Here is a 24,642-nt window from a genome sequence, read left to right on the forward strand (position 1 = left end):
GCCGAAAGGTGGTTTGGCGGCGGCGTGCGTCCAGCAGCAATCGTATCTGTGCACGGCGCTTGTGATCTTTGCGGAGAGGTCTAGCTTGGGGGCAAGCGCTTCCAAGGAGATTCTTTTGCTTTCCCACCTACGAGAATGGTTTCAGCAGCTGCGTGACTTCGCACGCCAGGGGCGGACGTGGATTCAAACGGTGGCAGCCGACAGTGATCTCGATCCTTTTCCGCTGAGGCAGACGCTGAAGGGTTACGACGGGGAAATGCTGAAGGCAGACTGCCGGAGCGGGCTGGACGGTGCGCTGCTGGCCATCCCGCAGGGCATGGCCTTTGCCGTGGTGGCGGGGCTGCCGCTGGCCTATGGCATCACCTGCTCGGCAGTGGCGTGTGTGGTCGGCGCGCTGCTGATGAGTTCGCGGCATTCCATTTACGGGCCCACGAATGCGACGGCGTTCATGGTATCATCTTATTTCGCCTCTTTTCCCAACCTGAACCAGATGGCTTCGATGCCGATGCTGGTGTTTCTTGTGGGCGCGCTGCTCATCTTTGGGGCCTATTTCCGTGTGGCGGACATGGCGCGGTTTATCAGCCGGGCGGTGGTGGTGGCCTATCTGACGGGCGCCGCCTTGCAGATGTTTGCCCACCAGCTGCCAGTCGTGCTGGGCCAGCAGATTGCCACGCCACCGGGCAAACCCGCGGCGCGCACGCTCGTTTCCGATCTGCACGAGGTGCTGGGAAATCTGCAGGCCATCCACTGGCCGAGTGCGCTGATCTGCGTGCTGGCCATCGGCTGTTACTACGGTCTGAAGCGCTTCGGCAAACGCTTCCCGGCGCTGACGCTGACGCTGATCCTGATGTCTCTGCTGGCGCTGATGATGAACAAGGCAGGGCTGGAGATCGCCACGTATTCGGACCTGTCCTTTACCTGGCGCACGCTGCTGCCGCCGTTTCCGGATTTCACCAGCGGCAGGGCCTCGGCGCAGTTCAGCCAGCTTTTCGGGCTGGCACTTTCCCTGGCGTTTGTGGCCATGCTGGAGAACTCGGCGATGGCCCGCACGCTGGCCAGCCGCTCCGGGCACAGTGTGGACGCCAACCAGGACATGCTCAGCCTGGGCGCGGCAAACCTGGCCTGCGCCTATCTCAGCGGCATGCCCGCCTCCCATTCACTGACACGCTCGCTGGCAGCGTATGAGAGCGGGGCGGTCTCTCCGGTGTCTGCCATCGTGAGTGGCGTGGTGTGCCTGGTGGCGGCGCTGACGATCGGCCCGCTGGTGGCTTTCATCCCGAAAGCCGCACTGGGCGCGATGGTGATCTGCGTGGCCGTGGCGCTCATCAACAAACGGCAGATTCACATCTCCCTGCGGGCCACGGGTGCAGATGCCGTGGTGTTTCTCACGACCTTCATCGCCACGCTGCTGGTGCCGCTGCATGTGGCGATCTTTACCGGGGTGGGCATCTCGATCATCCTCTACCTGCACAAGGCCAGCCAGCCCTCGCTGGTGGAGTACGTCTTTAATGCAGAAGGCAATCTGGCGGAAGCCAACCAGGGGGGGAGGCAGCATCCGGCCATCTCGATCGTGCATGTGGAGGGGGATTTGTTTTTTGCCTCGGCCGATTTGTTCCGCACGCAGATCCAGGGCTCCTGCACGGATCCCAACCTCAGAATTGTCATCCTGCGGCTCAAAAACGCCCGCCATCTCGACGCCACATGCGCCATGGCGATCGAGGAGCTGGTGAGGGCCCTGCGTGCGGACGGGCGTGATCTCATCGTCAGCGGTGTGTCGAAGGATCTGTACCGTGTGCTGAAAGGCGCGGGTATGGTGGAGGTGATCGGCAAGGACAATCTCTTCCCTGCCAGCCCGTCCAACCCGAATCTCTCCACCCGCAACGCCTTGCGCCGCGCCCAGGAGATTCTGGGCATCAAAGATGCCGACGTACGTATCTACTACGACCCATCCAAATCCCCCCAATCCCCAGCATCCTCATGAAATGGTCCTACCGCCTCTTCACTTTTGCCGGCACGGAAGTCCGTGTGCATGTGACCTTCCTGCTGCTGCTGCTTTTTGTGGCGAGCCAGAGCTATTTCACCGGCCAGGGGCCTGCCGCAGCCCTGGAGTCGACGCTGTTCATCACCACCATGTTTGCGTGCGTGGTGCTGCATGAGTTTGGCCATGTGCTGGCCGCGAGGGGGTACGGGATTCGCACGCCAGACATCACGCTGCTACCCATCGGCGGCGTGGCCCGTCTGGAGCGCATGCCACGCAAGCCCTCGCAGGAGCTGGTGGTAGCTGTGAGCGGGCCGCTGGTGAATGTGATCATCGCGGCGGCCATCTGGCTGGGCCTGGGCATCACCGCAGCATTCAACCCGGACTACAACTTTCTCAAGACGGGCTATTTCTTCGAGAAGCTCATGATGTGGAACATCTTCATGGTGGCCTTTAACCTGATCCCCGCTTTTCCCATGGATGGAGGGCGTGTACTGCGCGCTGCCATGGCCATGTTTATGGAATACAGCGCTGCGACACGGCGTGCGGCGGCGATAGGACAGGGCATCGCCATGATGGTGGCCATCTACATGCTGCTGAACCACTCCATTCATCCTATGATCCTGCTGATCTGCTTCTTCATTTTCATGGCTGCCGGCCAGGAGGCGGCGATGGTCACGCAGCAGGAGGCGACCCGAAATCTGCGGGTGCGTGATGCCATGCTGACGGATTTTCGCAGCCTGCCGCCGGATGCCACGCTCAGAGACGGTGTGGAGCTGCTGCTGGCCGGCACGCAGCAGGACTTTCCCGTGCTCGACGGCCAAGGCGGAATGCAGGGCATGCTGACGCGGCATGATCTGATCTCTGCGCTGGCGGAAAAGGGACCGGGCCAGCCGGTGGTGGAGGTGATGCGCCCCTGCCCTGAGTCCACCCGGCCCGGGAGCGAACTGGCCCAGGCGCTGGAAACTTTGAATGCTAGCGACGGCCCGGCCATACCGGTGCTGGATCCCATCAGCGACAAGCTCGTGGGCCTGCTCACCACCGAAAACGTGGGCGAGACACTCATGGTGCGTGCAGCGCTGATGAAACTGCGCGCCTAAGGCACGCTTTCCGTCGGCGGCAGATGCACCGCAGGCAGCGGCGCGACAATGTTCACCGGCCAGGGGACAAACTTTTCGAAGATGCCGGGGGCAAGCTCCTTGCTGCCAGCATACCCGCGCCGAAACATTTCCAGCTTGGCGTCAATGTTGTCCACATGATGAAGCGCCACGGCCTCCGGTGTCTTTGGCAGCACGGGCGAGCCGAACTCATGAGTGCCATGATGTGACGCAATGAGATGCAGCAGGTGCAGGCGCACCACCTCAGAGGCAGGCTCCAAAGCCGTCCATCCCACGGCCTCAGGAGCCTCCAGCAGATCCCGCCAGAGCTTGTTCACCAGCTCCAGTCCCAGCGGGATGTGGCCGAGCATCTCAGCCGTGAGATTGTAGGGCATGACGAAGCCGGACTCGACATAGGCGTTCTCCCAGAGCTTGCCGCAGTCATGGAACAGCACGCCCGCGATCATCAGATCCCGGTTCAGCTGAGGATAAACGCCGGCGATGGCCGCCGCACAGCGCATCATCTGCGCCACATGCTCCACGAGGCCGCCACGGCGGGCATGATGATTTCTGCGCGCGGCGCCCGTACGGCGAAAGCGCTCGCCATGGCGCTCAAGGAACACCTGGCAGAGCTTCAAGAGACGCGGGTCCCGCATGGAGCTGACAAAGGCGGTGATGTCTGCGTAGTCGGCATGCTGCCGAGAGGCGAGCTCGGGATCGCCCAGCAGCAGCGCACTGGCCTCATCATCGGCAAGCGGGCGCCATTGCACCTGCCGGGGCTCCAGGCCGTACTTGCCCTCCACCCACTGTCCTGCGAGCTGGATGAAGGTGTTGCGCGCGAGCCTGGCCACGTCTTGAAAAAGCGGATTGTTGTCAAAAACACGCCAGATGAAAGAGTCCGCCGCATCCACCAGCTTCACTTCGAAGAACGGGCTGCCCGCGCTGGTGGTCTTTTCGATGCGTGATTCGACCTGCAGATGAAGCCGGTAAGGCTGAGGCGACTGATTGGCGACCTGCCGGAGCTGGGTGATGGAGACCAGGTCAAGGTCGTCTGGCAACAGGTCGCTCATGATGAGGCGTCCTTGGTATGGCCGGGGTTGCGCTGCCAGGGTGTGCCAGCGGTGTCTGAAAGCGGAGCGCGGCTTTTCGCTGCGACTGCGGCAGGAATTTTGTCGTCTTCGCTGATGAGCATGAAGAGCAGAATACCGATCACCGGCGCGAATGTGACGACCACAAACCAAAGGATGCGCTCAGGAGTCCCAAAGCGCCTGCGGTTGAGCAGGTAGGCGAGGGTAGCGCAGTAAACCAGGAGGTAAACGGCCCAGGCAGCGATCCAAAGCGGCTCTGTGCTGGTGAATTTTAATTCTGGCATGGCACCGCAAACTCAAGCGACGGCTCAAAGAAAAGCAATTACTATGCTGCTCTACATCACCGGCTGCCCGATCTCGCGCCAAGGCCCTTGCTTAAGCACGATTTCAGGCACGAGCGACTGCCACTGGAGATCGCGTGCGTTGATCATGTTGCGCACCTCGGCGCTGGTGTGGAAGAGGAAGTTCTGGTTGGGCTCTTCAAGAGCGCGCACGCTTTTGGTTTCGACCAGGTAGCGGAGCAAATGCTTCTGCTCGGGTGTCACGCGTGCGTCATTCAGGCCGAGAACCTGTCCGTTCATGGGATCGCCCATGGGATAGACATAAACCCGCACCTGGTTTTTGAAAAGACGCCCGAAGGCTTCAAGCAGACCGCCTTCGAGGTCGGTGCACCAGCGCTCGTTGAACAGCTCCTGGAAGAGCGGGAGCCCAAGCACGATGCCGATGGGGCACCGGGTGTGGCGTGCGAGGTAACTGCTGACGCGGTGAAACTCGGGGTACTTCGAGATGAGCACGTTTTTGCCAAGCGCCTGCAGCACATCTGCACGGGCCAGGAATTCGCTGTCTGGCACCTCAGCGCCGCTGGCCAGGAGGTTGTGCATGGTGATTTCGAGGATCTCGATGTTGTTGCGGGCGGCATCGCCAAAGTCTGCCTGAAAGGCCGCCTGACCACGTTCGATCATGTCGAGGTTGAGCTTGGTGATGGGATCAAAGCTGCCGCGCTTGAGAAAGACGGGCTTTTTATAGAGCACGTCAGAAGCCTGCCAGATTTCGCCATCGGCACCGAAGAGCGCAGCGTCAGCCAGTCCGAGGCGGACGAGCTTCAGTGCCACAAGACGGTCCTGAAACTCAGACGCCGCAAAGGCCGGACCGGTAAAGTCGATCATGTCGATTTCAACACGCTTGCGCCCCAGATCATCAAGCAGGCTTTGCAGAAACACGGAGAGATCTCCCCGCAGGTAAAAAGCGGCGTAGATGAAATTGACGCCCAGCTTTCCGAGGGCGTCTGCCTGGCGTGCATTGGTGTCGTCCAAGAGACGCACATGCATCTGGATTTCATTGGCCGGACCGCCCGGCTCCGTCTGAAAACGCAGGCCGATCCAGCCGTGACATTCCTCCGTGGTGTCGCGGTAGGAGCGCGCACGCACCGTATCGGCCAGGGTGAAGAAAGTGGTGGTGGTGCCGCGCTGCGAATTCAGACGCTGGATGAGCATGGGGTACTCGTGCTCCAGCATGTCGCACATGCGCTGCCGGGAGACATAGCGGGAGCATTTGCCGTAAATCTCGTCGCTGATGGTCATGTCATAGGCTGACATGGTTTTGGCGACGGTGCCGGAAGCTCCGCCGGCGCGAAAGAACCAGTTGGCGACTTCCTGACCGGCGCCGATTTCCGCAAAGGTACCGTAGATGGTGTGGGCAAGGTTGATCTTGAGCGCTTTTTCAAGCGTGCCTGGACGGTCGTGAACAGAATTCATGTGATGATTTTACGATGCGCCATCCTGCCTGCGATGCACGAAGCATTTGAAGGCAGTTCCGGCACCCTCGGGATGGGTAAGCCACTCTGGCGCTGCGTGTGAATGCAGGAACTGGGCCAGAGTCTGCTGCGAGACCTGAAACAGGCCGAGCGCCTGCAACCAGTCCGTGTAATCGGTAAAATTAATGTCCGCAGTGATGTCCTGCCTGCCTGGATTGGCATAAATCTCAGCGCCGGTAAGCCGCTGATGCAGCAGATAGGCGCGCAGTGTGCCCTGCGGGCGGCGATGATAAAGCTGCGGAAAGGAGTCGCCGTAGTCGATGGTCAGCATGGAGCCGCTCTTCCAGTGCGGTGTCCACTGCCGCAGCCAGTCGCGCACGCTGGCATGCAGCTCGCAGCGCTGCCCGTCTGCAAAACGGCTGTGCCGCAGGGCGCTGAAATGCGCGGCATCCAGCGCATGCGGATGCAGCCCTTCCGGCACCCAGACCTCCAGCCAGCGCTGCTCGGCGGTGCTCCACTGCACCAGCGTGGCGGGAAAGGCGTCGAGCAGTTCGTTGTGGTAGATGAAGGCGCGTCCTTGGGTGGCGGCGAGCGCGGACTCCAGCGTGGAGTGCCACACCACATGGCCTGCGAGTTTCTTCTCCTGCTCCTGCCGCAGCACGGGGGAAGTCTCCACGATGTGAAAGGTGAAGCTCCTGCGCGCCCACCAGCCCAGTGCTCGGCGCACCGTGTGCATGAGCGAGCCATCGCCAGCACCCACCTCAATGACATGCCGCACCTGCGGCTGCAGACTCGACTCTGACTTGAGCCACGCCGCCACCGCACGCCCCAGGCTGGGCGAGAGTGTGGCGGAAGTGGAGAAATCTCCTCCGCGCCCCACAGTGCGGATGTTTCTCGTGTAGTAACCACGCGCCGGATCAAACAGCGCACGCTGCATGAAGGCCGAAAAGGGCTCAGAAGCAGCGGATGATTTCATCGGCAATGATTTCCAGCCCCTCCTGCACGATGTGCTGCGGCTGCGAGTACGTCAGGCGCAAGCACTCATGCGGATGCCGCCACTCCTGCTCCAGACCAAAGGCGAAGTAATGCCCGGGAATGACGAGCACCTTGCGCTCCTTGAGCCTGCGATACAGCTCCGAGGCGGGGATGGGCAGCCCATTGACCCACAGCCAGAGGAAGAAGGCACCCTCCTGCGCATGCAGCGCCCATGGCACGCGCTCTCCCAGCGCACCGGCCAGCACGCCTTTGGCAAAGTCCGAACGCTCACGGTAGAATGGACGGATGACTTCGGGGCCCAGCCTGATGAGACTGTCGTCCTTCAGCAGCGGCATGAGGAGCGCCTGGCCGAGGTTGCCGTTCGCCAACGAGACGATGGCGTTCATGTTGGAGAGCGCTTTCACGATGGCAGGATCAGCCACGATCATGGCGGTGCGCACGCCCGGCAGGCCCACCTTGCTCATGCTGATGCTGAAGATCATGCCCGGCTGCCACTTGGGCTGGAAGCCGTTGTGGATCACGCCGGGGAAAGGATAACCATAGGCATTGTCGATGATGAGCGGGATGCCGTGCGCGTCTGCCAGCGCGCGCAGGCTCTCAAATTCATTTTGCGCGAGCACGTTCCCCGTCGGGTTGGTCGGGCAGGAGACGCACATCGCCGCGATGTCCGGCGTGATGCGCAGCCGGTCAAAATCCACGTGGTATTTGATCTCATTCGGCGCGGTTTCACTGATGCGCGGCAGGCACGCGGTGAACTGCCCGGCCGCGAGCGCCTGATTGGCATAGCCGATGTACTCCGGCAAAAGCGGGAAAAGGATACGGCGCCTCGTTGTGCCGGTCTGACCGGCGAGGAGATTGAAAAGCAGAAAGCACGCGGACTGCGAGCTGGGCATGACCGCGATGTTTTCATGCGTCACCTCCCAGCCGCACTCGCGCTTCAGAAAGGCGGCGAAGGCTTCACGGAAGAGCGGATTGCCACCGGGCGGATCGTAGTTCAGCAGCGTGCGGTCGATGCTGCCGTCGTCCAGCATGGCATGCATGCGCTGGCGCCAGAGCTGCTGCACGGCGGGAATGGCCGCAGGCTGCCCGCCGCCGAGCATGCGCATGTCCGGATGGGTGGTGAGCGCGGCTCCGCAGTCATCCATGAGTTCCTGGATGCCGCTGGGGCCGGCCAGCCGCTGGCCGATGTCTGAAAAGGTGGGTTGCATCATCAGGCGACCGAGGTCCGCACCCAGTCGCGTATGCTGAAATCTGGCGCGGATTTCTCAATCTGCCAGCGGCCGTCTGCATTCAGCCTGAAACTCCCGATCCAGCGCTGATACCACTGGTCCGGCGAGATCATGCTGAGCTGCCGCTTCCCCTCCACCTCATAGAGGTGGTACACCTCACCGCAGACGGGCTCAAAACCGAAGTGGCTCTCGTAGATGAGCTTGTTCCAGTTGAAGGCGTCGATCACCTCCATGTAGCGCTCCTGGATCTCCAGCATCTCCTGCTGCAGTTCACGCTCCACCCGGGAGACTCCCCGGCTTTTAAAGTTGGTGAGATCCTGCGGGATGATCTTGGCGGCCAGGCGTGAAACTGGGTAAGGCAGGTAGTTGCCGCGGGGCTCCGGGGCTTGCAAAGCTGCGTCAATGGGGTCCAAAGCGGGGGCGTTTTCTGTCATAGTTTGGTCTGCGGGCACGGGGGATGCAACGGTGCTTTGATTTGAAAAGCCACCGCAGGGGCTTAGAATGCCGCATGAAGAACGTCTCCAAACCACTGCTGGCCGCACTGCTCTGCGGACTGCTCGCCTCATGCGCCAGCAGGACCATGGACAGCATTCCGACGCTGGCTGACCTGAATGCCTATGAAAAGGTCGTCCGCGCAAGATATCAGGGAATGTACGATGAGCTGGACAAAAAGCGTGCCAGCGGAGCGATCAGCAAAGCCGACTACGAGGAGGAAAAGCGCAGGCTCGACTCCAAAGTGGCCGAGAGCGTCAACAATGCGGCATGGAACAAACACTACCTTGCCGAGTCGGAACGGAAGTCTGACGGTGTGCCGACTCCGGATCAGCCGGTGGTCCTGACTGCTGGACAGGTGGGTGGCAGCATGATCGGTGCGGTCGGGTCCGGCGGCATGGGTTCCTTTTACACTCCCTCATATCAAAACTACGGCGCCGTTTCCGGCATGGGAGGCTCCGCAGGCATGGGCAGCATTCGTGGTGCCAGCGACCAGCTTGGCAAGATGCAAAACATCCGCAATGATGCCATGTCCGCCGGGGGAACCTATCTTTCCGCGCCGCCTCCCGGCTCCGTTTACGATCAGGATGTGAAGCGCTGAGCCGGGGCACACCGGTCTAGGGAGGCGGCGGGAGATCGCGCGTCCGAGAGCGCCCGGAAGAACGAAAGTTAAAAAAGATAAAGCCCTGTGAGGAGTGATCCCCACAGGGCTTTTGGCGGCGGATTTCTCCGCCACATTGACCTCCCTAGGAGGTCAATGCGTTACTTCTTTGCAGCCTTCTTGGCGGCCTTCTTTGCAGCCTTCTTTGCGACTTTGACGGCCTTCTTGGCAGGAGCCTTCTTGGCGGCTTTCTTTGCAGCTTTCTTAGCCATAGTGTTTATCCTCTGTTTGTTGTTGGTTGCTTTGTTGTTTTGTTTTGCCACGGCTGCGCTTTTGGCGCCTCCCTGGACATTTTTTCCTGCGGCGGCCGAAGCGGCGCGCTTTTCTTCGATCGCAGCCTGCGCAGCGGCAAGGCGGGCGACGGGCACACGGAAAGGACTGCAACTCACATACGTGAGGCCTACGCGATGGCAGAATTTGACGCTGTCAGGATCACCGCCGTGTTCACCGCAGATGCCCAGCTTGATGTCGGGCTTGGTCTTGCGGCCTTTTTCGATGGCGATCTTGATAAGCTGACCCACACCGGTCTGATCCAGCGTGGCAAAGGGGTTCTTCTTGAAGATTTCGTTCTCCGTGTAGGGCATCAGGAAGCTGCCCATGTCGTCGCGGCTGATGCCGAGCGCGGTCTGCGTCAGGTCGTTGGTGCCGAAGCTGAAGAACTGCGCCGTTTCGGCGATCTCATCAGCGGTGAGTGCTCCACGCGGCACCTCAATCATGGTGCCGACGAGATAGTCGAGCTTCACTTTTTTCTCAGCCATCACTTCTTTTGCTACCTTATGCACGATTTCCACCTGCAGGTCGAGTTCTTTCTTGAACCCGACGAGCGGAATCATGACTTCGGGCTTCACCTTGATCTTCTTCTTGGCCACATCAGCTGCGGCTTCAAAGATGGCGCGGGCCTGCATTTCGGTGATCTCAGGATACGCGATGCCAAGACGGCAGCCGCGATGTCCGAGCATCGGGTTGAACTCATGCAGAGCTGCCACGCGTGCGGTGACCTTCTCAACGGAGACGCCCATTTTCTTGGCGAGCTCGGCCTGGGCCTTCTCGTCATGCGGCACGAATTCGTGGAGAGGAGGGTCGAGCAGACGGATGGTGGCGGGAAGGCCCTTGAGCTCGGTGAAGATGCCGGTGAAGTCTTCGCGCTGATAAGGCAGCAGCTTGGCGAGCGCTTTTTTGCGGTCGGCCACGTTGTCAGCCAGGATCATTTCACGCACGGCGTCGATGCGGTCACCTTCAAAGAACATGTGCTCTGTGCGGGTGAGGCCGATGCCCTGCGCACCGAAGGCGATCGCGTTCTGCGTCTGCTCCGGGTTGTCGGCATTGGTGCGGACCTGCAGGCGAGTGGACTTGGCGCACCAGTTCATGAGCTGCTGGAAGCTCTTGAACTTCTCGGTGGACTGGGCGGCCTTGTCACCATGGATCATGCCGGTGATGATCTCAGAAGGAGCGGTCTTCAGCTGGCCGCCGTAAACGACACCGCTGGTGCCGTCGATGGAGAGGTAGTCGCCTTCATTGAAGGTCTGGCCTGCCACGCTGACGGTCTTCTTGTCGTAGTCGATTTCCAGAGCAGCGGCACCGCAGATGCACACCTTGCCCATCTGGCGGGCAACGAGGGCCGCGTGGGAGGACACACCACCGCGGGCGGTGAGGATGCCTTCCGCTGCGATCATGCCGCGAAGGTCTTCCGGGCTGGTTTCGTTGCGGACGAGGAGAACTTTCTCACCCTTCTGCTCGGCCACGACGGCGCGGTCGGCGTTGAGGTAGATCTTGCCGGAGGCAGCGCCCGGGCCGGCGGGAAGACCGGTGGCGATAGCCTTGGCCTTCTTGACGTCAGCGGCGTCGAAGATCGGAGCGAGGAGCTGCTCGAGCTGGTCGGCAGGGTTGCGCAGCACGGCGGTTTCCCAGTCGATGAGCTTTTCCTTCACCATGTCGATGGAGAACTTCAGAGCGGCGGCGGCGGTGCGCTTGCCGTTGCGGGTCTGCAGCATGAACAGCTTGCCTTCCTGGATGGTGAACTCGACGTCCTGCACATCCTTGAAATGCTTTTCAAGCTTCTGACGGACCTGAAGCAGTTCCGCATAGGACTTCGGCATTTCCTTCTTGAGCTGGATCACCGGCTCAGGAGTGCGCACGCCGGCGACGACGTCTTCGCCCTGGGCATTGATGAGAAACTCACCATAGAATTCGTTGACGCCGTTGGCAGGGTTGCGGGTGAAGGCCACTCCAGAGCCGGAGGTCGGGCCCGTGTTGCCGAACACCATGGCCTGCACGTTGACGGCAGTGCCCCACTCGGCGGGGATGTTGTACTTGCGGCGATACACGATCGCGCGGTCATTCATCCAGGAGCCGAACACAGCACCGGCGGCGCCGCGAAGCTGATCCCACGGATCGCTCGGGAAGCCCTTGCCAGTGCGCTCTTTGACGAGCTGCTTGAAGCGCTTCACCAGCTCCTGCTGGTCAGCAGCGGTCAGGTCGCTGTCCAGGATGTCCTTGTGGTAAGTCGCATGCTTGTACTCTTCGATCACGACTTCGAAGGGCTCATGGTCTTCGCCTTCGCGCTTCTGCACGCCGAGCACCACGTCGCCGTACATCTGGATGAAGCGGCGGTAGCAGTCCCAGGCAAAGCGCTCGTTGTTCGTGGCGGCCACGAGGGAGAGCACGGTGTCGTCGTTGAGACCGAGGTTGAGGATCGTGTCCATCATGCCAGGCATGGAGTCACGGGCGCCGGAGCGCACGGCCACCAGCAGCGGGAAGCCCTTGGCGTCGCCGAACTTGTAGCCCATGATCTTTTCCATGCTCTTCACTGCAGCTTCCATCTGGGACTGCAGGGCGGCGGGATAAGTCTTCTTGTTCTGGTAGAAGTAGGTGCACACTTCGGTGCTGATGGTGAACCCGGGAGGAACGGGCAGACCGATGCGGCTCATCTCTGCCAGGTTGGCGCCTTTGCCGCCCAGCAATGCTTTCATGGAGCCGTCGCCGTCTGCCTTGCCTGCTCCGAATGAATACACGTACTTTGTTTTATCTGCGCTGCCCTTGGATGCTGTCTTTGCCATATTGTTTTTTCAGATCGTCTTGTGCGATCCGTGGTTGTTTTGTGGGTTCTGTGGGGATTGAAGCGCGGATTTAAATCGCTGAAGTATATGATGCAAGCATTAGTTGACAATCAAAAGCTCGTGTTGCAGACGGCGCCACACGGTCCGCCAAGGCCCTGTTTCAATCATGTCCCACGCGCGTAAGTTCGCGCTTGTTCATCACAAGTATTGACGCCGCATTGCAAAATCGATTAAATAATCCGGCGGAGCGACGACTGTATTTTGAACCCCTTTCGTTCCCCGGCGCCTGCCAATCATAAACCCAACCGTAGATCATGAAAATCAACTCTCGTCCCAACTCTCACGCACGACCGGGCTTTACGCTCATCGAACTGCTGGTGGTAATCACCATCATTGGCGTTCTGGCAAGCCTTGTCATTTCTCAGGCCAACAAGCTCATGGAGGATGGGAGAAAGCTGCAGGTGCAGACTGTTCTCAAAGACCTGCGCGTGGCCATCACAAGCTACCAGGTCGACTACAACCGCTGGCCGGTGAACCCCAGCCTTCTCAGCGCAGCATCCTCCGGCCAGGACGTGCAGGCTTTGCCCACGGATGAGAACACCGGCATCATCGGCGCTCTGACTGCGATTACGACTTCCTCGAGCGGAGGAGCTGGCGGCGGTGGCAGCAGCGGCAGCGTCAATTTGAACCCCAAGAACATCAAGTTCATCGACCTCCCCATTGCCAAAAATGGCAAGTTTGGCCTGGTCAACGCCCAACCGCCCTATCGTCTGGTCGATCTCTGGGGCACCCTTTACTATGTGCTGCTCGACACCAACGGCGACCTGCAGGTGGCCAATCCAGACTTGAACAACTCGGACCCCAGAATCTCCGCAAATGCAATCAGCCCTCCACCAAAGATGCTTCCTCTGGAAGTCGCCATCTACAGCTGGGGCCAGGACTTGAAGCAGCAGACGCCTGATGACGTGGTGTCCTGGCGCTCCAAATAAGACCTTTGAGAGATCCCTCCTGAATCAAAAAAACGCAGCGGCTGAAACCGCTGCGTTTTTTTGTGCTTTGATCAGACTCGCTGCGCGAGAAGCTCGCCCACCTTGGCGGGATCGACCTTCTCATAGAAGTCGTCCTCGATCATGCAGACCGGGCCAAAGCCGCAGCTCGCGAGACATTCGGCAAATTCAATGCTGTACTTGCCGTCTGCGCTCACCGCGATGGGGTGATGATGGTCTGTGTGAGAGCGGTCAATGTTTCCCGCCTTGCAGAAGGCATCCATCAGCTCATAGCTTCCCGCCATGGCACAGGAAAGGGTGCGGCAGACGCGGATGTGAAACTTGCCGGGGGCGCTTTGGCGGAAGCCGGGGTAGAAGGTGACCACTTCGAGAACCTGAATCGGCTCCAGAGAAAGCTTGGCGGCCACCCAGTTCACAGCCTCGTCGCTGATGAAGCGGAAATGCTCCTGCATGAGATGCAGCAGCGGCAGGACGGCGCTGCGTTTGGAAACGGGATAATGCGAGATCGCCTCGTCCATGCGTTTTTCCAATTCGGCTGGAACTTCAAAGGCCATGCGTGGGGTGTCTCGGATGAAAAGGTTAGGATGAAAAATCAGCGGTCACACTCGCCCATGACGAAGTCCAGGCTGCCAAGCACCGCGGGAATGTCGCTGAGCATGTGGCCGGGGATCAGCTTGGAGATGATGCTGAGATTGAGGAACGAAGGACTGCGAATCTTCAGACGGTGCGGCACACCGCCGCCAGTGCTGTTGATGTAGAAACCCAGCTCGCCCTTGGGATTTTCGGCAGCGAAATAGACTTCGCCGGCAGGAGCGTCAATGCCCTGGGTGGCGATGATGAAGTGGTGGATGAGCTCCTCCATCTTCATCAGCACTTTTTCCTTCTTGGGCAGAAGCCCCTTGGCGTCAGCCACATTGATGGGGCCTCCGGGCAGAGAAGCGAGCACCTGCCTGAGGATGCGCACGCTCTGGCGCATTTCTTCCATGCGCACGAGGTAGCGGTCATAGCAGTCGCCTTTGGTGCCCACGGGCACGTCAAACTCGTACTTCTCGTAGTCGAGGTAGGGCTGGGCTTTGCGCAGGTCATGCTCCACACCGGAACCACGCAGGTTGGGGCCGGTGAGACCGAAGCTGATGGCGTCTGCTTTGGTGATGACACCGATGTCCTGCGTGCGGTCGATGAAGATGCGGTTGCGTGAAAGCAGCTTGTCGATCTCGTCGATCACAGGCTCCAGTTCATCCAGGAAGGTTTTCACGGCACCAACAAAACCGTCCGGCAAGTCGCGGATCTGGCCACCCACGCGGGTGTAGCTGGTGGTGAAGCGCGCTCCCGTGAGCTGCTCGCAGAGGTTGTAGATCTTTTCGCGCTCGGTGAAGGTGTAGAGGAAGACCGTCATCGCTCCCACGTCCATGGCAAACACCCCGACTCCGAGCATGTGGGCGGAGATTCGCGCCAGCTCGCAGCAGATGACGCGGATGGCCCGGCCGCGCTCAGGCACCTCCCAGCCCATGAGCTTTTCCACGGCAAGGGCGTAGGCCACGTTGTTCGCCAGAGGGGCAAGGTAGTCGAGCCGGTCCGTGTAGGGCACGAACTGGTTGTAGTGCATGTTCTCGGCGATCTTTTCATCCCCGCGATGCAGGAAGCCCACGTCCGGATCCGCCTTGGTGATGATTTCGCCGTCCAGTTCCAGGATCAGGCGCAGCACCCCGTGAGTGGCAGGATGGCTGGGGCCCATGTTGAGCACCAGTTTCTCTCCGACGATGTCCGTCGTGGCTTCTTCCACGGCTTCGAGCTGCCGGGCCACTTTGGCGGCGGTATCCGGGGCCTCGTATTCTCGGGTAACAGTGGGCATGAAAAGCAGGGGGCTGGTAGCGTGCGTGAGGAGTATCTATCTACGCTGCCCAAAGAGCGGCAAGGCGATTTTGTGAAAAATTTCACAAGCGATCCCAATTCCAGCACAAAACGGCCCTTTTGGAACCCGAATGTACGTCTGCCAGGGCGGCGCAGCCGCCCTGGCAGGCACGGCGGAAGTTGCCCTCCGGCCGGGTGTGAGGCAGATTGCCCCAAAACATGAACCACGCCCCATGCCTCAAACACCGACTGCTGTTGCCGGCGTGTGCCGTGCTTTGGCTGGCGGCCGCCGCGCTGGGGCTGGCCGAGCCCGCCCCCCCGGCAGACGGCATCTTGGATGACACCCGGGCACTCACCCCCGAGACTCACCGGCAGCTGGCGGAGGAGCTCAGAGAGTTTTCCCAGGATTTGAAGTGTGACGCATGGTTCATGGCGTCCAGCTTTCCCCCCGCAGGAACCACTGTCCGCAGGCAGGCCCAGGCCACGAGGCATGCGTGGAGTGCGGCGCGATCTGCCGTTTTGATGGCCTATGACCGCGCCAGCAACGGCACCGCCATGTCTTTCTCCCCCGATTTCTGGGACCGCTACCCGGCTGCCGAGCTTGTCGAGATCATGCAGGAAACACGGCGCATCCAGACAGACACCAAGCTCGCACTGGATGAACGGCTGGCCCTGGCCACACGTTACTGGGTCGACCGGCTACGCAGCATGGAGAGTGTGCGGCTGAGGCAGTCCCTGTGGCTGCAACGGGGTGAAAAGACATTTGCCGTGACGATTCCTGCCATGCTCGCAGGAGGCGCGGTGATCGCAGCCCTGCTAGGATTCATGTCACGAAGGCGGAGCGCCCGCGAAGGCCGGCGCTTTCTGTTCCCTGATGTCCAGGTGGGCATGCGTTTCGGCGCGGCCTACGGCGGAGGGGTGACGTCTGAGATCAAAACCAATGCCGGAGCCCACTGACACCAGGTGTCACTCTTCGTCCGCCAGAGGCTCATCCCCCGCTGGCTTGATCCCCATGTCCTCAAGCTTCTTGTCAAGCTGCTCGACGTATTTCCAAGGCAGCTTTTTGCGCTGGTACTTGCGGAACAGAAGATCGCGCAGCTCCAGCCAGCGCTGCGGCGGCGGATTTTCCAGCGGAGTCCATTGCTCGCCGTCGGGATGGGCGTAGCGGAATTGCCATTCACGCGAATTCCAATAGGCGCGGATGTACTGCTTGCGGCCATCTTCGAGACGTTCGTGCCATTCGTGGATTTGGTTTTTGGTCATTGAGAGCGCTCAGGATGCGCTAGTATCGCCCCCATGCAAGCCGCCAGCCCCGGCAGTTCCCCTGCCCTGCCCAAACTTCTGCTCTACCTCCTCGCCGTGATGCTCGGCGGGGCGCTGCTGTCTGTGCCGCTCTTTCACCTCGGGAAAGCAGCCCACGGCTGGCTCTCGGCCTCTTCCCTGCACGACACAGGACCGGTCAGGTGGCTGCTGGCGGAGATCGAGCGGGCGCAGTTCACCCGCTACTTCAACCGGGCGGTGCTCGTCTGCGCGATCCTTTTCATCTGGCCCTTCATGCGCTGGGTGCGGCTGGAGCGTTCGCTGCTGCCAGCCTGGGGTCCCTTTGGCCGTGGTTTCAGGCAGTGGGGTGTCGGCTTTTTGCTGGCCGCCGGACTGCTGCTCGCTCTGGGGTTCATCTTTCTCAAGATGGGGGCGTATCAGCTGCGCCCGGACCCGCGCTGGTGGAAGCTGGGGGAGCCGGTCACTGCGGCGCTGGGAGCCGGCCTCGTGGAGGAGTTTTTTTTCCGCGGCCTGCTGCTGGGCCTGCTGCTGCGGAGCATGAAGGAGCCCCGTGCGCTCCTCGCGCTCACCTTCGTCTTTGCCCTGGTGCACTTTCTCAAGCCGCCGGAGGGCTGGCAGATCAGCGATGCCGCCGTCACCTGGAGCAGCGGATTCCTCGTGCTGAAGCAGATCGCCGCAGGTTTTGGCGATGTGCATTTTCTCCTGGCCGAGTTTGCCACCCTCTTCGCCGTCGGCTGGGTGCTGGCCAAGGCGCGCATGCAAACCGGTGCGCTCTGGGCGGGCATGGGCCTTCATGGCGGCTGGGTCTTCGGCCTGAAGTACTTCAGCGCCCTGACCACCTATTCCGGACACTGGCTGCCCTGGATCGGAGCCAATTTGAAAGTCGGCCTCATGCCGCTGTGCACCGTGCTGCTCACCGGCTGGGCGGCCACCCGCCTGCTGCGTGCGCGATAATTCATTTGCAGCATGAACATCCGCACGGAATCATGCTGACATGCAGCTCCATGCCGGAGTGGCGGAATTGGTAGACGCGCCAGACTTAGGATCTGGTTTGGAAACAAGTGCAGGTTCGAGTCCTGTCTCCGGCACTTGCGCAAAGAACAGGCCGCGATGCGGCATGAAGGCGAAGTGCTCTGCCAGCGCTCCCCTTGGCAGCGGCTTCACGGACGGTAGGAGTGCCCACGCCCGGTGACAGGATCGATCTGGACCGTGTAGTAATTGGGCGGCGCCGTGGAGAGATCCGCCTGATAGCTCTTGGTGGAGATCAGGGTCAGGTAGGCGGTGCGGAGCGGGACCCGCAGGCTGGTGGAGCCGTTGGGATAAAAGATGACGCGGTGGAATGTGGCACCGAGTGACTGAAAGGGATTCTGCGTGGCCTGACCGGTGCTGGCGGCAGTCTGACTGGTGCTGAACATGGGCGAGAGCGCACCCTCCACAAGTACCACGCTCTGCTTGCTCCAGTACACCGGCGGCTCCAGCGGCGTCGCCTGGTTGGTCGCTGGGTTGTAGGTGATCATCTGGATGGCATGACAGCCTTTGATGTCATCATGGGTGTAGTGGTAGAAATCCAGCCCGATGGGGCGGTTCTCCGTCAATGCCCGCTGCTGGGCAGCGGCCAGCTTTTGCATCAGGGTGTCACCTGCCGAAGTGAGGTTGGCAGACTGCAGTGCGGCCAGCGTGTAGGGCGTGGCCACAGCGATGAGCATGGTCACGATGGCGATGACGATGACCATCTCCACCAGGCTGAAGCCGGCCGGAGTGGCATTCCTGCCTGGGTGAGTGGGCGAAGGCTGGGTGGGAATGTGTGTGTTCATCTGAGGAGGCCCCATTTCGAGTTACGCATGCTGATGGTGGTGGAAAAAACCTGGTAGTTGAGCTGCTCGGCGCGCAGCTTGTCCGCCAGGTCCTTGAGGTCTTTCTGCCTGTTGTCAGCCAGGGTAAAGGCGCCGCTGGGGATCAGCTGAGGCATGGTGTCAGGATATTTCAGCGCCAGCTTGCGGGCGGACGCTTCATCAATCGCGACCAGGGTGACCACCACTCTGGGCGGCAGCATATGCTGGGTGCCCTGCGGGCTGTCGGTCGTCACATTGAGCAGCTGCGTGGAGTCATAGGCATACTTGGGCGCGATCCACCACGGGGTCGTCTTTTTCAGGGCGGCGTCGTCCGCCGTCACCTGGGGGGAAATGATCAGGGCGATGATGTTTTCCGCGATGGGTCTGGTGTCCGCTGGCGTGGTGATCGTTTCACTGGCCGTGACGACGCTGGCCGGTGCTTTGAGAAACCATTGGCCGGGCTTGACCGAGTACACGGTGTTCTCCTCCGCCGGCGGGCGGTACTCCCAGAGTCTGAAACGCAGGCTCTGGGCGGTCACATGCTGGGGGCGGAAGGCATCATTGCCGCTGTACATGATGAAATAGCCCCGGCCGCAGAGCAGCCGGTTGAGCCCCTCGTAGCCGATCCGGTCGCTCAGACCGAGGCGCGCCTGAAAAAACATCGCCTGGGTGACGAGCTGTGACGCCTGGGCTCCAGGCAGCAGTGTCTGAGCCTGGCCGGTGACGAACTGGAGCTCCGACTGGCGGATGTATTTGGTGGGGGACTGAGTCTGGGACGTGGGGATCGTGGGCCTGTTTCCATTGTTGTACTGATAGGCCTGGTAGGTGTTCAAGATGGCCTGCCTGAGATTTTCGGTGATGCTGTCAAACGCCATGCGTGCTTCGCGGAACTGCTCCACGCGGGTCACGCCGCGCTTCCAGGCGCGCTGCGTGAGCCCGAGCACCTGGACGGAAATCAGCAGGATGATGGAGAGGATCACCATGGAGAGGGACACTTCAATCAGGGTGAAGCCATGCCGCCATTGTTGGTCATGCTTTGCTTTCATAGGACAGAGTGGGGTGAGTGGCTGGATGTGGCATGCTCAGTCCCCCATCCTGGCGATGAGGGCGTAAACGGAGCTGATGCGCATGGGGGACGCCGCATTGAAATCGAAGGAAGGATCTGCAGAGGTGGCGACGCAGATTTTCACGCGGCGGAGATAAGTCTCAGGCGTGCTGCCGCCGCTGGTGCCTGTGGGGAGGTACATGTCCAGCGGCTTTTGCGGCACATACACCGAGGCCACAAACGCAAGTGAGGCGGCCAGGTCATCCTGGCTGGTGTCTGCCGTGGTCATCTCCCTGCCTTCGTTGGTGAAGTAGCGCAGCGGCCCGTAACCTGTCCATGTGATGCGATTCCATGACATGGACTGCATTTCGCCGCTGAGCTTCTGCATGATTTTGGAGCCGACGGACATTTCAGCCGAATTTCGGGCCATGTTGATTCCCTGTGGCAGCAGCCCCAGAAGGGTGATGAAGCCCAGGGCTGAGATGGCGACGGCAATGGTCACCTCCACCAGTGAGAAGCCGGCTGGCTGGCGGCTGGTGCCAAGGAAACGGGGCTGGGTTCTGGCCAAGTTTTTCATGAGTTTGACGGGGCTGGTGGTTCAGGGATCAAAGCGTTTTTGCGAGATGATGCGGAAACGGTGCAGCTCATCCAGGGGCGTCTTGGAAAGAGGATTGCCCGTGGCGTAATCGAGGTTTTTAGACGCATCCAAGGCAGGGTCATTGAGGTCAAGGTAGCGCTCGATGATCGCCGAACCGCGGTACTCAGATCCGATGCTGTCCGCCCCGGTGACAAACTGGGTAGGATCTGTGGAGCGCGCTTTCCGAATGGTCTGAATGCGCATGTGGATCTGGAAGGTGTTTGAGCGCGTCGTGAGCCGCGGATACATGTTGGTGTATGGCCGCTCCTTGAGGTTGTCGGCCGTGAGAGCGTGATTTTCCCAGAAGGCCAGGATGCTGTTGCCGGTGGGCCTGGTGAGAGCGCTCATGGTGGTCGGCCAGCTGGTCGGGACGAGGGTGTCAGAGCTGTTCACCGGTTTCGGCAGCAGGTACATCTCACAGATCTGCGCGGGTGAGATGAAGGCAAACCCGGAGCTGAAGCGCTCATCGAACAACTTCAGTGTGGACTCGATGTCGATCTGGCGGTGCCAGTATTTGTTTCCTTGGGCGCTGGTGTCGTTTTTCCAGAACCACGACTCCGTCTGAGTGGCCGGCGCACCTGCCGGACGGCGCAGGTAGTCATTGGCATCCCGGACAGAGACGGCCGTGATGAGCTCGCTTTTCATGACCGCCGCAAGCCCGGTGGCACGGCGGATGTGGCGGAAGGGTGCCATCTGGTAGTTGAGGTTGATCTTGCCTGCGGAAGAGCCCGGCTGGCTGATGACATAGGGCTCGACCATGGGCATCCAGAAGAAGTCCATGAAAAGATAGTCGGGAGGATCGATGCCCTGCACGGGAAGCCCGTTTTTGGCATAGCCTTTGAGCAGCCTTGGCGCACCGATGTGATACTGCTGCCCCTGCTTGGCACTCCATGTCTGCGGGCGGAAGAGCAGGGTGCGCCAGGGCTCGCGGCGCATGCCGCCTGCGCCACCGGCGTCATGCACCCCTGTGGGCAAAGACCCAAACATGCCGGGCGATGCCACCTGCCTGTTGGGCGAAAAGTACGTCGAGCCCCCGAGCCAGGACACCCATGAATTGGAGAAGTAGGGCACCAGCTGCTGGCCGTTGGTGGCAGTGACGCTGTAGGTGTTGCCCTCGTCGGGTTTGTTAATGTAGGCGCCGTCGGTCTGGTTGGCGATGCCGCGGTCAAAGTCTCCATACTTCTGCAGCCCGGCCCCTGTGGCGGCAGTGTAAGGATGATCCGGAAGGAAGGACGCGTTGTAAGCGGCATCTTTGACCAGGCGCCAGCCTTTCTTGTCTTCGCCGCGGTCCAGCCCCGGCCCCTGGCTCCAGTTCGCGAGGACGATGTTGTGCGCCAGGCGCTGCCTGCCGTAATAGCGGTGCTGTTCAAACTCGGTGGAAGGAACCACATACTGGCCCATGGTCAGGCGCGGATCACCGTGGCGAAGCACCAGAGACTGCAGAGTGTCATCAGGAATCACCAAATTGCCGCGGTAATAGGTGCCGCCAAACGGGACATCCCCGTAATTCCCGATTTCGTTGCCGATGTAGCGGAACCTGCCGCCCATGCGGCTGCCAGGTATGGCCGCGATTTTGGTGATGTGGCCGGTTTTGTCACGACCGAGAGCTCCATCCGAATGAAAAGCCCACCAGTAGGGCGCAGGCACGGGCTGGTGTATCCAGATGGAGCCGTCAGAATTGTACCCGTAGGTCGTGTCCTCGCTTTTTGTTGCCAGAAAAGGGGATGGGAAACGGGCGGCGGGGAAGTTGAAATTGAAAGTCTGCAGCACCTGCGGGTTGGCATCGTTGCTGAGTATCCTCACCACGACGGTGCCGCCGGAGAATGGAATGGTTCCATTGTCGCCCCCGGGCACATCGATGAAGTCGCTGACCAGATTGTACTGATTGCAGTTTTCCAGCGCCCCTGGCCGGTTGGAATAATAGCTGTAGTGAACACCGCCGCTGTATGGGGCCTGGCTGTCATTGCCGGGGATGTTGGTGTCTGGGTACAAAATGCTGCCGGACGTGTAGCCGTTGATCCCTCTGCCGACGGCTGGCAGCTTGCGCTCCTGCAGAAAGGCGCGGTAAGAAATGGTGCCCCCGCGCTGGTACACGCCCCAGGCGTTGCTCATGTGCTTGAACGGGCGGACCAGGGTCTTGCCGTTGTTGACGGGGAACATGCGCTTGCCTCCGGCCGTCAGCGCGCTCGCGTCAATCTCGATGGCGATGTCTGGGTTGATCAGCGCCCATCCGGCAGAAGGTGAGAACCATTCCAGCAGAAAGGTCGCCTGCACTCGCTTCACGCCGTTGTCGAGCGGTGTGTCCGTGTCCAGCGTCCAGTTCCAGTTCATGGGGTTGTAGCCAGGATGGCCGACCTTGTCCCCATCAACGCCTTCGAGTTTGTGAGCGGTGGGGTACCTGGACTTGTAGAAGCCTTTTTTGGGATCCTGGTTGGCGGCGCTCAGGGGCGGGAAGTTGGAGTACCAGTACGCCGAGTTGTCCCAGCCCAGCACGGTGTCGCTGCCGCCACCCCTCCAGTTCGGCGGGGTGTAGCCGGGCGCACCCTTCGGCTGGATTTTGACAGCGCTCATGCCTCCCGCCTGATTGGTCCCCTGGGCACAGGCAATGAAGTGCAGGCCGGCCTCACTGATGGTGAGGAAGCGCCCCATGCCGCGGTACACCTGGTCTTTGCTTTTCGGCAGCACGGTGGGCATGACCTGGCCATGCCCCGGGAAACTGTTGCCGTTTGAGTCACGCATGGGGGTGAAGGTGCCTGCCGCCATGCCGGCAGAGCTCGCCGTCAGCCGCGCATCAGGCAGCCCGGTGATGGAGGGATTGGCGCCGACATTGCGCTCCGCGATATTGTCATCGTACAAATTGGTGCAGCGGATGTAGTCAAAAATTTCGACCAGGATCTGCTGGCGGTTGTCGCCATATTTAGTGAGGAAGGAAGCATTGGAAGCTCCAAAGCCGGGGATCGGCTGCCCGGTCAGGTTCATGAGGTAGGTGAAGAGCTGCTGGTTGCGCGTGATGGTGGTCAGCTCCGACTGGCTCCGGGGGTCCTGCCGGGTGAAGAAGTAATCCTTCCCGGCGATCTGGGAGCAGTTCACGATGGAGTTGTCAAAAACCGTGCGGGTGCGCGTGGAATTGGTGCGGTGCACCGGCCACATGCTGATCTTGGGATAGCCAAATGGATTGGCTTCGGAAGAGCGGCTGCGTGTGGTCAGAAACGGGCGCAGGCGCTCCACCACCTCATAGTTTTGCAGCCCTGACCAGATCTGGCTTGTGCCGAGATTGATCTCACTGCGCTTGCCGTCCCCCTGGGGGGTGGCCCTCAGCAAAAACTCGTCCACACTGGGAAACAGGCGCTCTGCCAGGGCGTCCTGAACCGCCTGGAAATTGGTGGGGGAGAAGTTGTGATTGACCGGCACCAGCACGGAGCCGGCCTTGGAGCCGCCCGGCAGGATTTTGGGCATCAGATCGTAGATGGCCTCCTTGTAGGTTAGCGCTTTGGCAAAGGCGGATGTGTCTGAAACGAGCGGATTCATGTCCTGCCCGGGAAACAGAACGGTGCTCATGCAAACGGTGGCCGGATGGCCTGGGTAGCGCTGGTATTCATAGGCCATGGGCTGGTACCTCGCCCACTCGCCATCGCGCTCATGAAACAGCCGCGGCGTGTCCCAGGGAGTGCCTTCCCCGGCGGTGTTGATGTTGATCTTGGCGGACTCATCATCCGTCCAGAAGGCCACGCGGGCGATCATGGGATTGTCCCTCGTGGCGGTCTGCCCGCTGCCGCTGCTGCTGACAAATTTCCCGCTGGCGTCCAAATACCCCAGCGTCCCATCCTTGAGCATGTAGAGCCACTCGACCGGCATGGGCAGGCGCTGCTGGCTTTCGTTGCCTCCGCTGGTAGGAGCTACCACACCGTCCAGCGGCTGTCCCGAAGTGCCATTTGCAAACGTGGAGTAGCTGAAGCCTTCGACGGAGCGGCTCGGAGTCTGCGAGTAGGCCCTGGGATCAATGATGGGGAAAAACAGCCGGGGCGGGCCGGTGGGGTTAGTGACGTCGCTGCGCACGACAGGTTCGTTGAGATCCACATATTGCGCCGGCTGCTTGTCCCAGTCCGCAGGCGGCGTGTCTGCGGCGATCTCCGTCTCGGTTGCAGCCACCATTTTGCTGTCAGAATAGAGCTTGAGCCCACGCAGCAGCGTGCCGTCCTGCTTGTACTGGCGGATCATGCCCGGCTGGGAGGCCCATATTTCAACCCCCGATGCTTTGGTGTCCTGGTGGATGCCCTGCTGGATCTGGCTGATGGCCAGATTGATCACGGAGTCGGCATGCAGCTGCGCCTTTGCGATCTCGACCTGCGCCACGGTGGAGTTGTAATCAATGCGCGTTGCGCTGAGCAGCGCGGTCAGCAGGACCATGGCCAATGCCAGAACACTGAGCACGGTGATAAGCGCCACCGCACGCCGGCGGCGCAGCATGCGGCCTGAGACCGCATGACCACGCTGCGATGATATGCCTTGTATGGATGTTGTATTCATGATCTGGATGAATTGCGCTGCGCTTGTTTCACAGCATTTTTTGAGCTGGCTGCATTTTGCCGGGCAGCGGCATTTTTTCCTATGAGGCCGTGGTTGATGCAGGTGTGCGACG

The 24,642-nt window shown here is 60.7% G+C and carries 20 protein-coding genes and 1 tRNA gene; 7 read left to right on the forward strand and 14 right to left on the reverse strand.

Annotated elements, in window-relative coordinates; genetic code table 11:
* The first annotated feature begins 115 nt into the window (after window positions 1–115).
* Together ACFQDI_RS10400 and ACFQDI_RS10405 are read left to right on the forward strand one after the other, a co-directional pair.
* Window positions 116–1,981: a SulP family inorganic anion transporter gene (locus ACFQDI_RS10400; protein ID WP_377166181.1), complete on the forward strand. Its 1,866-nt coding sequence runs from the start codon at window positions 116–118 to the stop codon at window positions 1,979–1,981.
* Complete coding sequence (locus ACFQDI_RS10405; protein ID WP_377166183.1) at window positions 1,978–3,078, forward strand: site-2 protease family protein; 1,101 nt, start codon at window positions 1,978–1,980, stop codon at window positions 3,076–3,078. Before ACFQDI_RS10400 ends, ACFQDI_RS10405 begins: the two co-directional genes overlap by 4 nt.
* Here the strand turns inward: ACFQDI_RS10405 and ACFQDI_RS10410 are convergent.
* Genes ACFQDI_RS10410 through ACFQDI_RS10435 form a run of 6 tightly spaced genes read right to left on the reverse strand, consistent with a single transcriptional unit; the run spans window position 3,075 to window position 8,575 of the window.
* Window positions 3,075–4,145, reverse strand: a complete 1,071-nt coding sequence (locus ACFQDI_RS10410; RefSeq protein WP_377166185.1) for an HD domain-containing protein — start codon at window positions 4,143–4,145, stop codon at window positions 3,075–3,077. The genes ACFQDI_RS10405 and ACFQDI_RS10410 overlap by 4 nt on opposite strands.
* Window positions 4,142–4,447, reverse strand: a complete 306-nt coding sequence (locus tag ACFQDI_RS10415; protein WP_377166187.1) for a hypothetical protein — start codon at window positions 4,445–4,447, stop codon at window positions 4,142–4,144. Before ACFQDI_RS10415 ends, ACFQDI_RS10410 begins: the two co-directional genes overlap by 4 nt.
* 51 nt (window positions 4,448–4,498) lie before the next feature.
* Entirely contained in the window at window positions 4,499–5,917 is a 1,419-nt protein-coding gene (locus tag ACFQDI_RS10420; RefSeq protein ID WP_377166189.1) for a TonB-dependent receptor, read from the reverse strand.
* A 9-nt stretch (window positions 5,918–5,926) separates the two neighbouring features.
* Window positions 5,927–6,892, reverse strand: coding sequence for an SAM-dependent methyltransferase (locus tag ACFQDI_RS10425; RefSeq protein WP_377166191.1), 966 nt, complete (start codon window positions 6,890–6,892; stop codon window positions 5,927–5,929).
* Window positions 6,870–8,123 carry a valine--pyruvate transaminase gene (locus ACFQDI_RS10430; protein ID WP_377166193.1) on the reverse strand — a complete coding sequence of 418 codons (1,254 nt, stop codon included), beginning with the start codon at window positions 8,121–8,123 and terminating at the stop codon, window positions 6,870–6,872. Before ACFQDI_RS10430 ends, ACFQDI_RS10425 begins: the two co-directional genes overlap by 23 nt.
* Window positions 8,123–8,575 (reverse strand): DUF2452 domain-containing protein, encoded by a 453-nt coding sequence (locus ACFQDI_RS10435; RefSeq protein ID WP_377166195.1) that lies wholly within the window; start codon window positions 8,573–8,575, stop codon window positions 8,123–8,125. The genes ACFQDI_RS10430 and ACFQDI_RS10435 overlap by 1 nt, the downstream gene beginning before the upstream one ends.
* Before the next feature lie 74 nt (window positions 8,576–8,649).
* Between ACFQDI_RS10435 and ACFQDI_RS10440 the strand changes: the two genes are divergently transcribed.
* Complete coding sequence (locus ACFQDI_RS10440; RefSeq protein WP_377166197.1) at window positions 8,650–9,234, forward strand: hypothetical protein; 585 nt, start codon at window positions 8,650–8,652, stop codon at window positions 9,232–9,234.
* A gap of 161 nt (window positions 9,235–9,395) precedes the next feature.
* On the opposite strand, the gene ppdK is transcribed toward ACFQDI_RS10440, so the two are convergent.
* Window positions 9,396–12,350 carry a pyruvate, phosphate dikinase gene (ppdK, locus tag ACFQDI_RS10445; protein WP_377166199.1) on the reverse strand — a complete coding sequence of 985 codons (2,955 nt, stop codon included), beginning with the start codon at window positions 12,348–12,350 and terminating at the stop codon, window positions 9,396–9,398.
* Window positions 12,351–12,664: 314 nt separating this feature from the next.
* Here ppdK and ACFQDI_RS10450 point away from each other — a divergent pair, with 314 nt between their 5' ends.
* Window positions 12,665–13,339 carry a type II secretion system protein gene (locus ACFQDI_RS10450; RefSeq protein WP_377166201.1) on the forward strand — a complete coding sequence of 225 codons (675 nt, stop codon included), beginning with the start codon at window positions 12,665–12,667 and terminating at the stop codon, window positions 13,337–13,339.
* Between the two features lie 71 nt (window positions 13,340–13,410).
* Here ACFQDI_RS10450 and ACFQDI_RS10455 read toward each other — a convergent pair whose 3' ends face one another.
* Window positions 13,411–13,911, reverse strand: a complete 501-nt coding sequence (locus ACFQDI_RS10455) for an NADH-quinone oxidoreductase subunit NuoE family protein (RefSeq protein ID WP_377166203.1) — start codon at window positions 13,909–13,911, stop codon at window positions 13,411–13,413.
* 38 nt (window positions 13,912–13,949) lie between these two features.
* Window positions 13,950–15,209 (reverse strand): NADH dehydrogenase (quinone) subunit D, encoded by a 1,260-nt coding sequence (nuoD, locus tag ACFQDI_RS10460; protein ID WP_377166205.1) that lies wholly within the window; start codon window positions 15,207–15,209, stop codon window positions 13,950–13,952.
* Between the two features lie 218 nt (window positions 15,210–15,427).
* Here nuoD and ACFQDI_RS10465 point away from each other — a divergent pair, with 218 nt between their 5' ends.
* A complete protein-coding gene (locus ACFQDI_RS10465) occupies window positions 15,428–16,165 on the forward strand; it encodes a hypothetical protein (protein ID WP_377166207.1) in 738 nt (245 codons plus the stop codon).
* A gap of 9 nt (window positions 16,166–16,174) precedes the next feature.
* Here the strand turns inward: ACFQDI_RS10465 and ACFQDI_RS10470 are convergent, their stop codons facing one another.
* Window positions 16,175–16,471 carry a hypothetical protein gene (locus ACFQDI_RS10470; RefSeq protein ID WP_377166209.1) on the reverse strand — a complete coding sequence of 99 codons (297 nt, stop codon included), beginning with the start codon at window positions 16,469–16,471 and terminating at the stop codon, window positions 16,175–16,177.
* 33 nt (window positions 16,472–16,504) lie between these two features.
* Between ACFQDI_RS10470 and ACFQDI_RS10475 the strand changes: the two genes are divergently transcribed.
* Together ACFQDI_RS10475 and ACFQDI_RS10480 are read left to right on the forward strand one after the other, a co-directional pair.
* The gene (locus tag ACFQDI_RS10475) at window positions 16,505–17,443 is read left to right on the forward strand and encodes a CPBP family glutamic-type intramembrane protease (RefSeq protein WP_377166211.1); all 939 of its coding nucleotides are present in this window, start codon (window positions 16,505–16,507) and stop codon (window positions 17,441–17,443) included.
* A 52-nt stretch (window positions 17,444–17,495) separates the two neighbouring features.
* Window positions 17,496–17,577 (forward strand) — tRNA-Leu (locus ACFQDI_RS10480).
* Window positions 17,578–17,649: 72 nt separating this feature from the next.
* Here ACFQDI_RS10480 and vccD read toward each other — a convergent pair.
* The 4 genes from vccD to vccA are packed head-to-tail and all read right to left on the reverse strand — an operon-like array spanning window position 17,650 to window position 24,530.
* A complete protein-coding gene (gene vccD, locus ACFQDI_RS10485) occupies window positions 17,650–18,303 on the reverse strand; it encodes a Verru_Chthon cassette protein D (RefSeq protein ID WP_377166213.1) in 654 nt (217 codons plus the stop codon).
* Entirely contained in the window at window positions 18,300–19,367 is a 1,068-nt protein-coding gene (vccC, locus tag ACFQDI_RS10490; protein WP_377166215.1) for a Verru_Chthon cassette protein C, read from the reverse strand. Before vccC ends, vccD begins: the two co-directional genes overlap by 4 nt.
* Window positions 19,368–19,403: 36 nt before the next feature.
* Window positions 19,404–19,943, reverse strand: a complete 540-nt coding sequence (gene vccB / locus ACFQDI_RS10495) for a Verru_Chthon cassette protein B (RefSeq protein WP_377166217.1) — start codon at window positions 19,941–19,943, stop codon at window positions 19,404–19,406.
* Between the two features lie 21 nt (window positions 19,944–19,964).
* Complete coding sequence (gene vccA, locus ACFQDI_RS10500) at window positions 19,965–24,530, reverse strand: Verru_Chthon cassette protein A (RefSeq protein ID WP_377166219.1); 4,566 nt, start codon at window positions 24,528–24,530, stop codon at window positions 19,965–19,967.
* Window positions 24,531–24,642 lie beyond the last annotated feature (112 nt).

This window comes from Prosthecobacter fluviatilis, from assembly GCF_042655725.1.
GTDB lineage: Bacteria > Verrucomicrobiota > Verrucomicrobiia > Verrucomicrobiales > Verrucomicrobiaceae > Prosthecobacter > Prosthecobacter fluviatilis.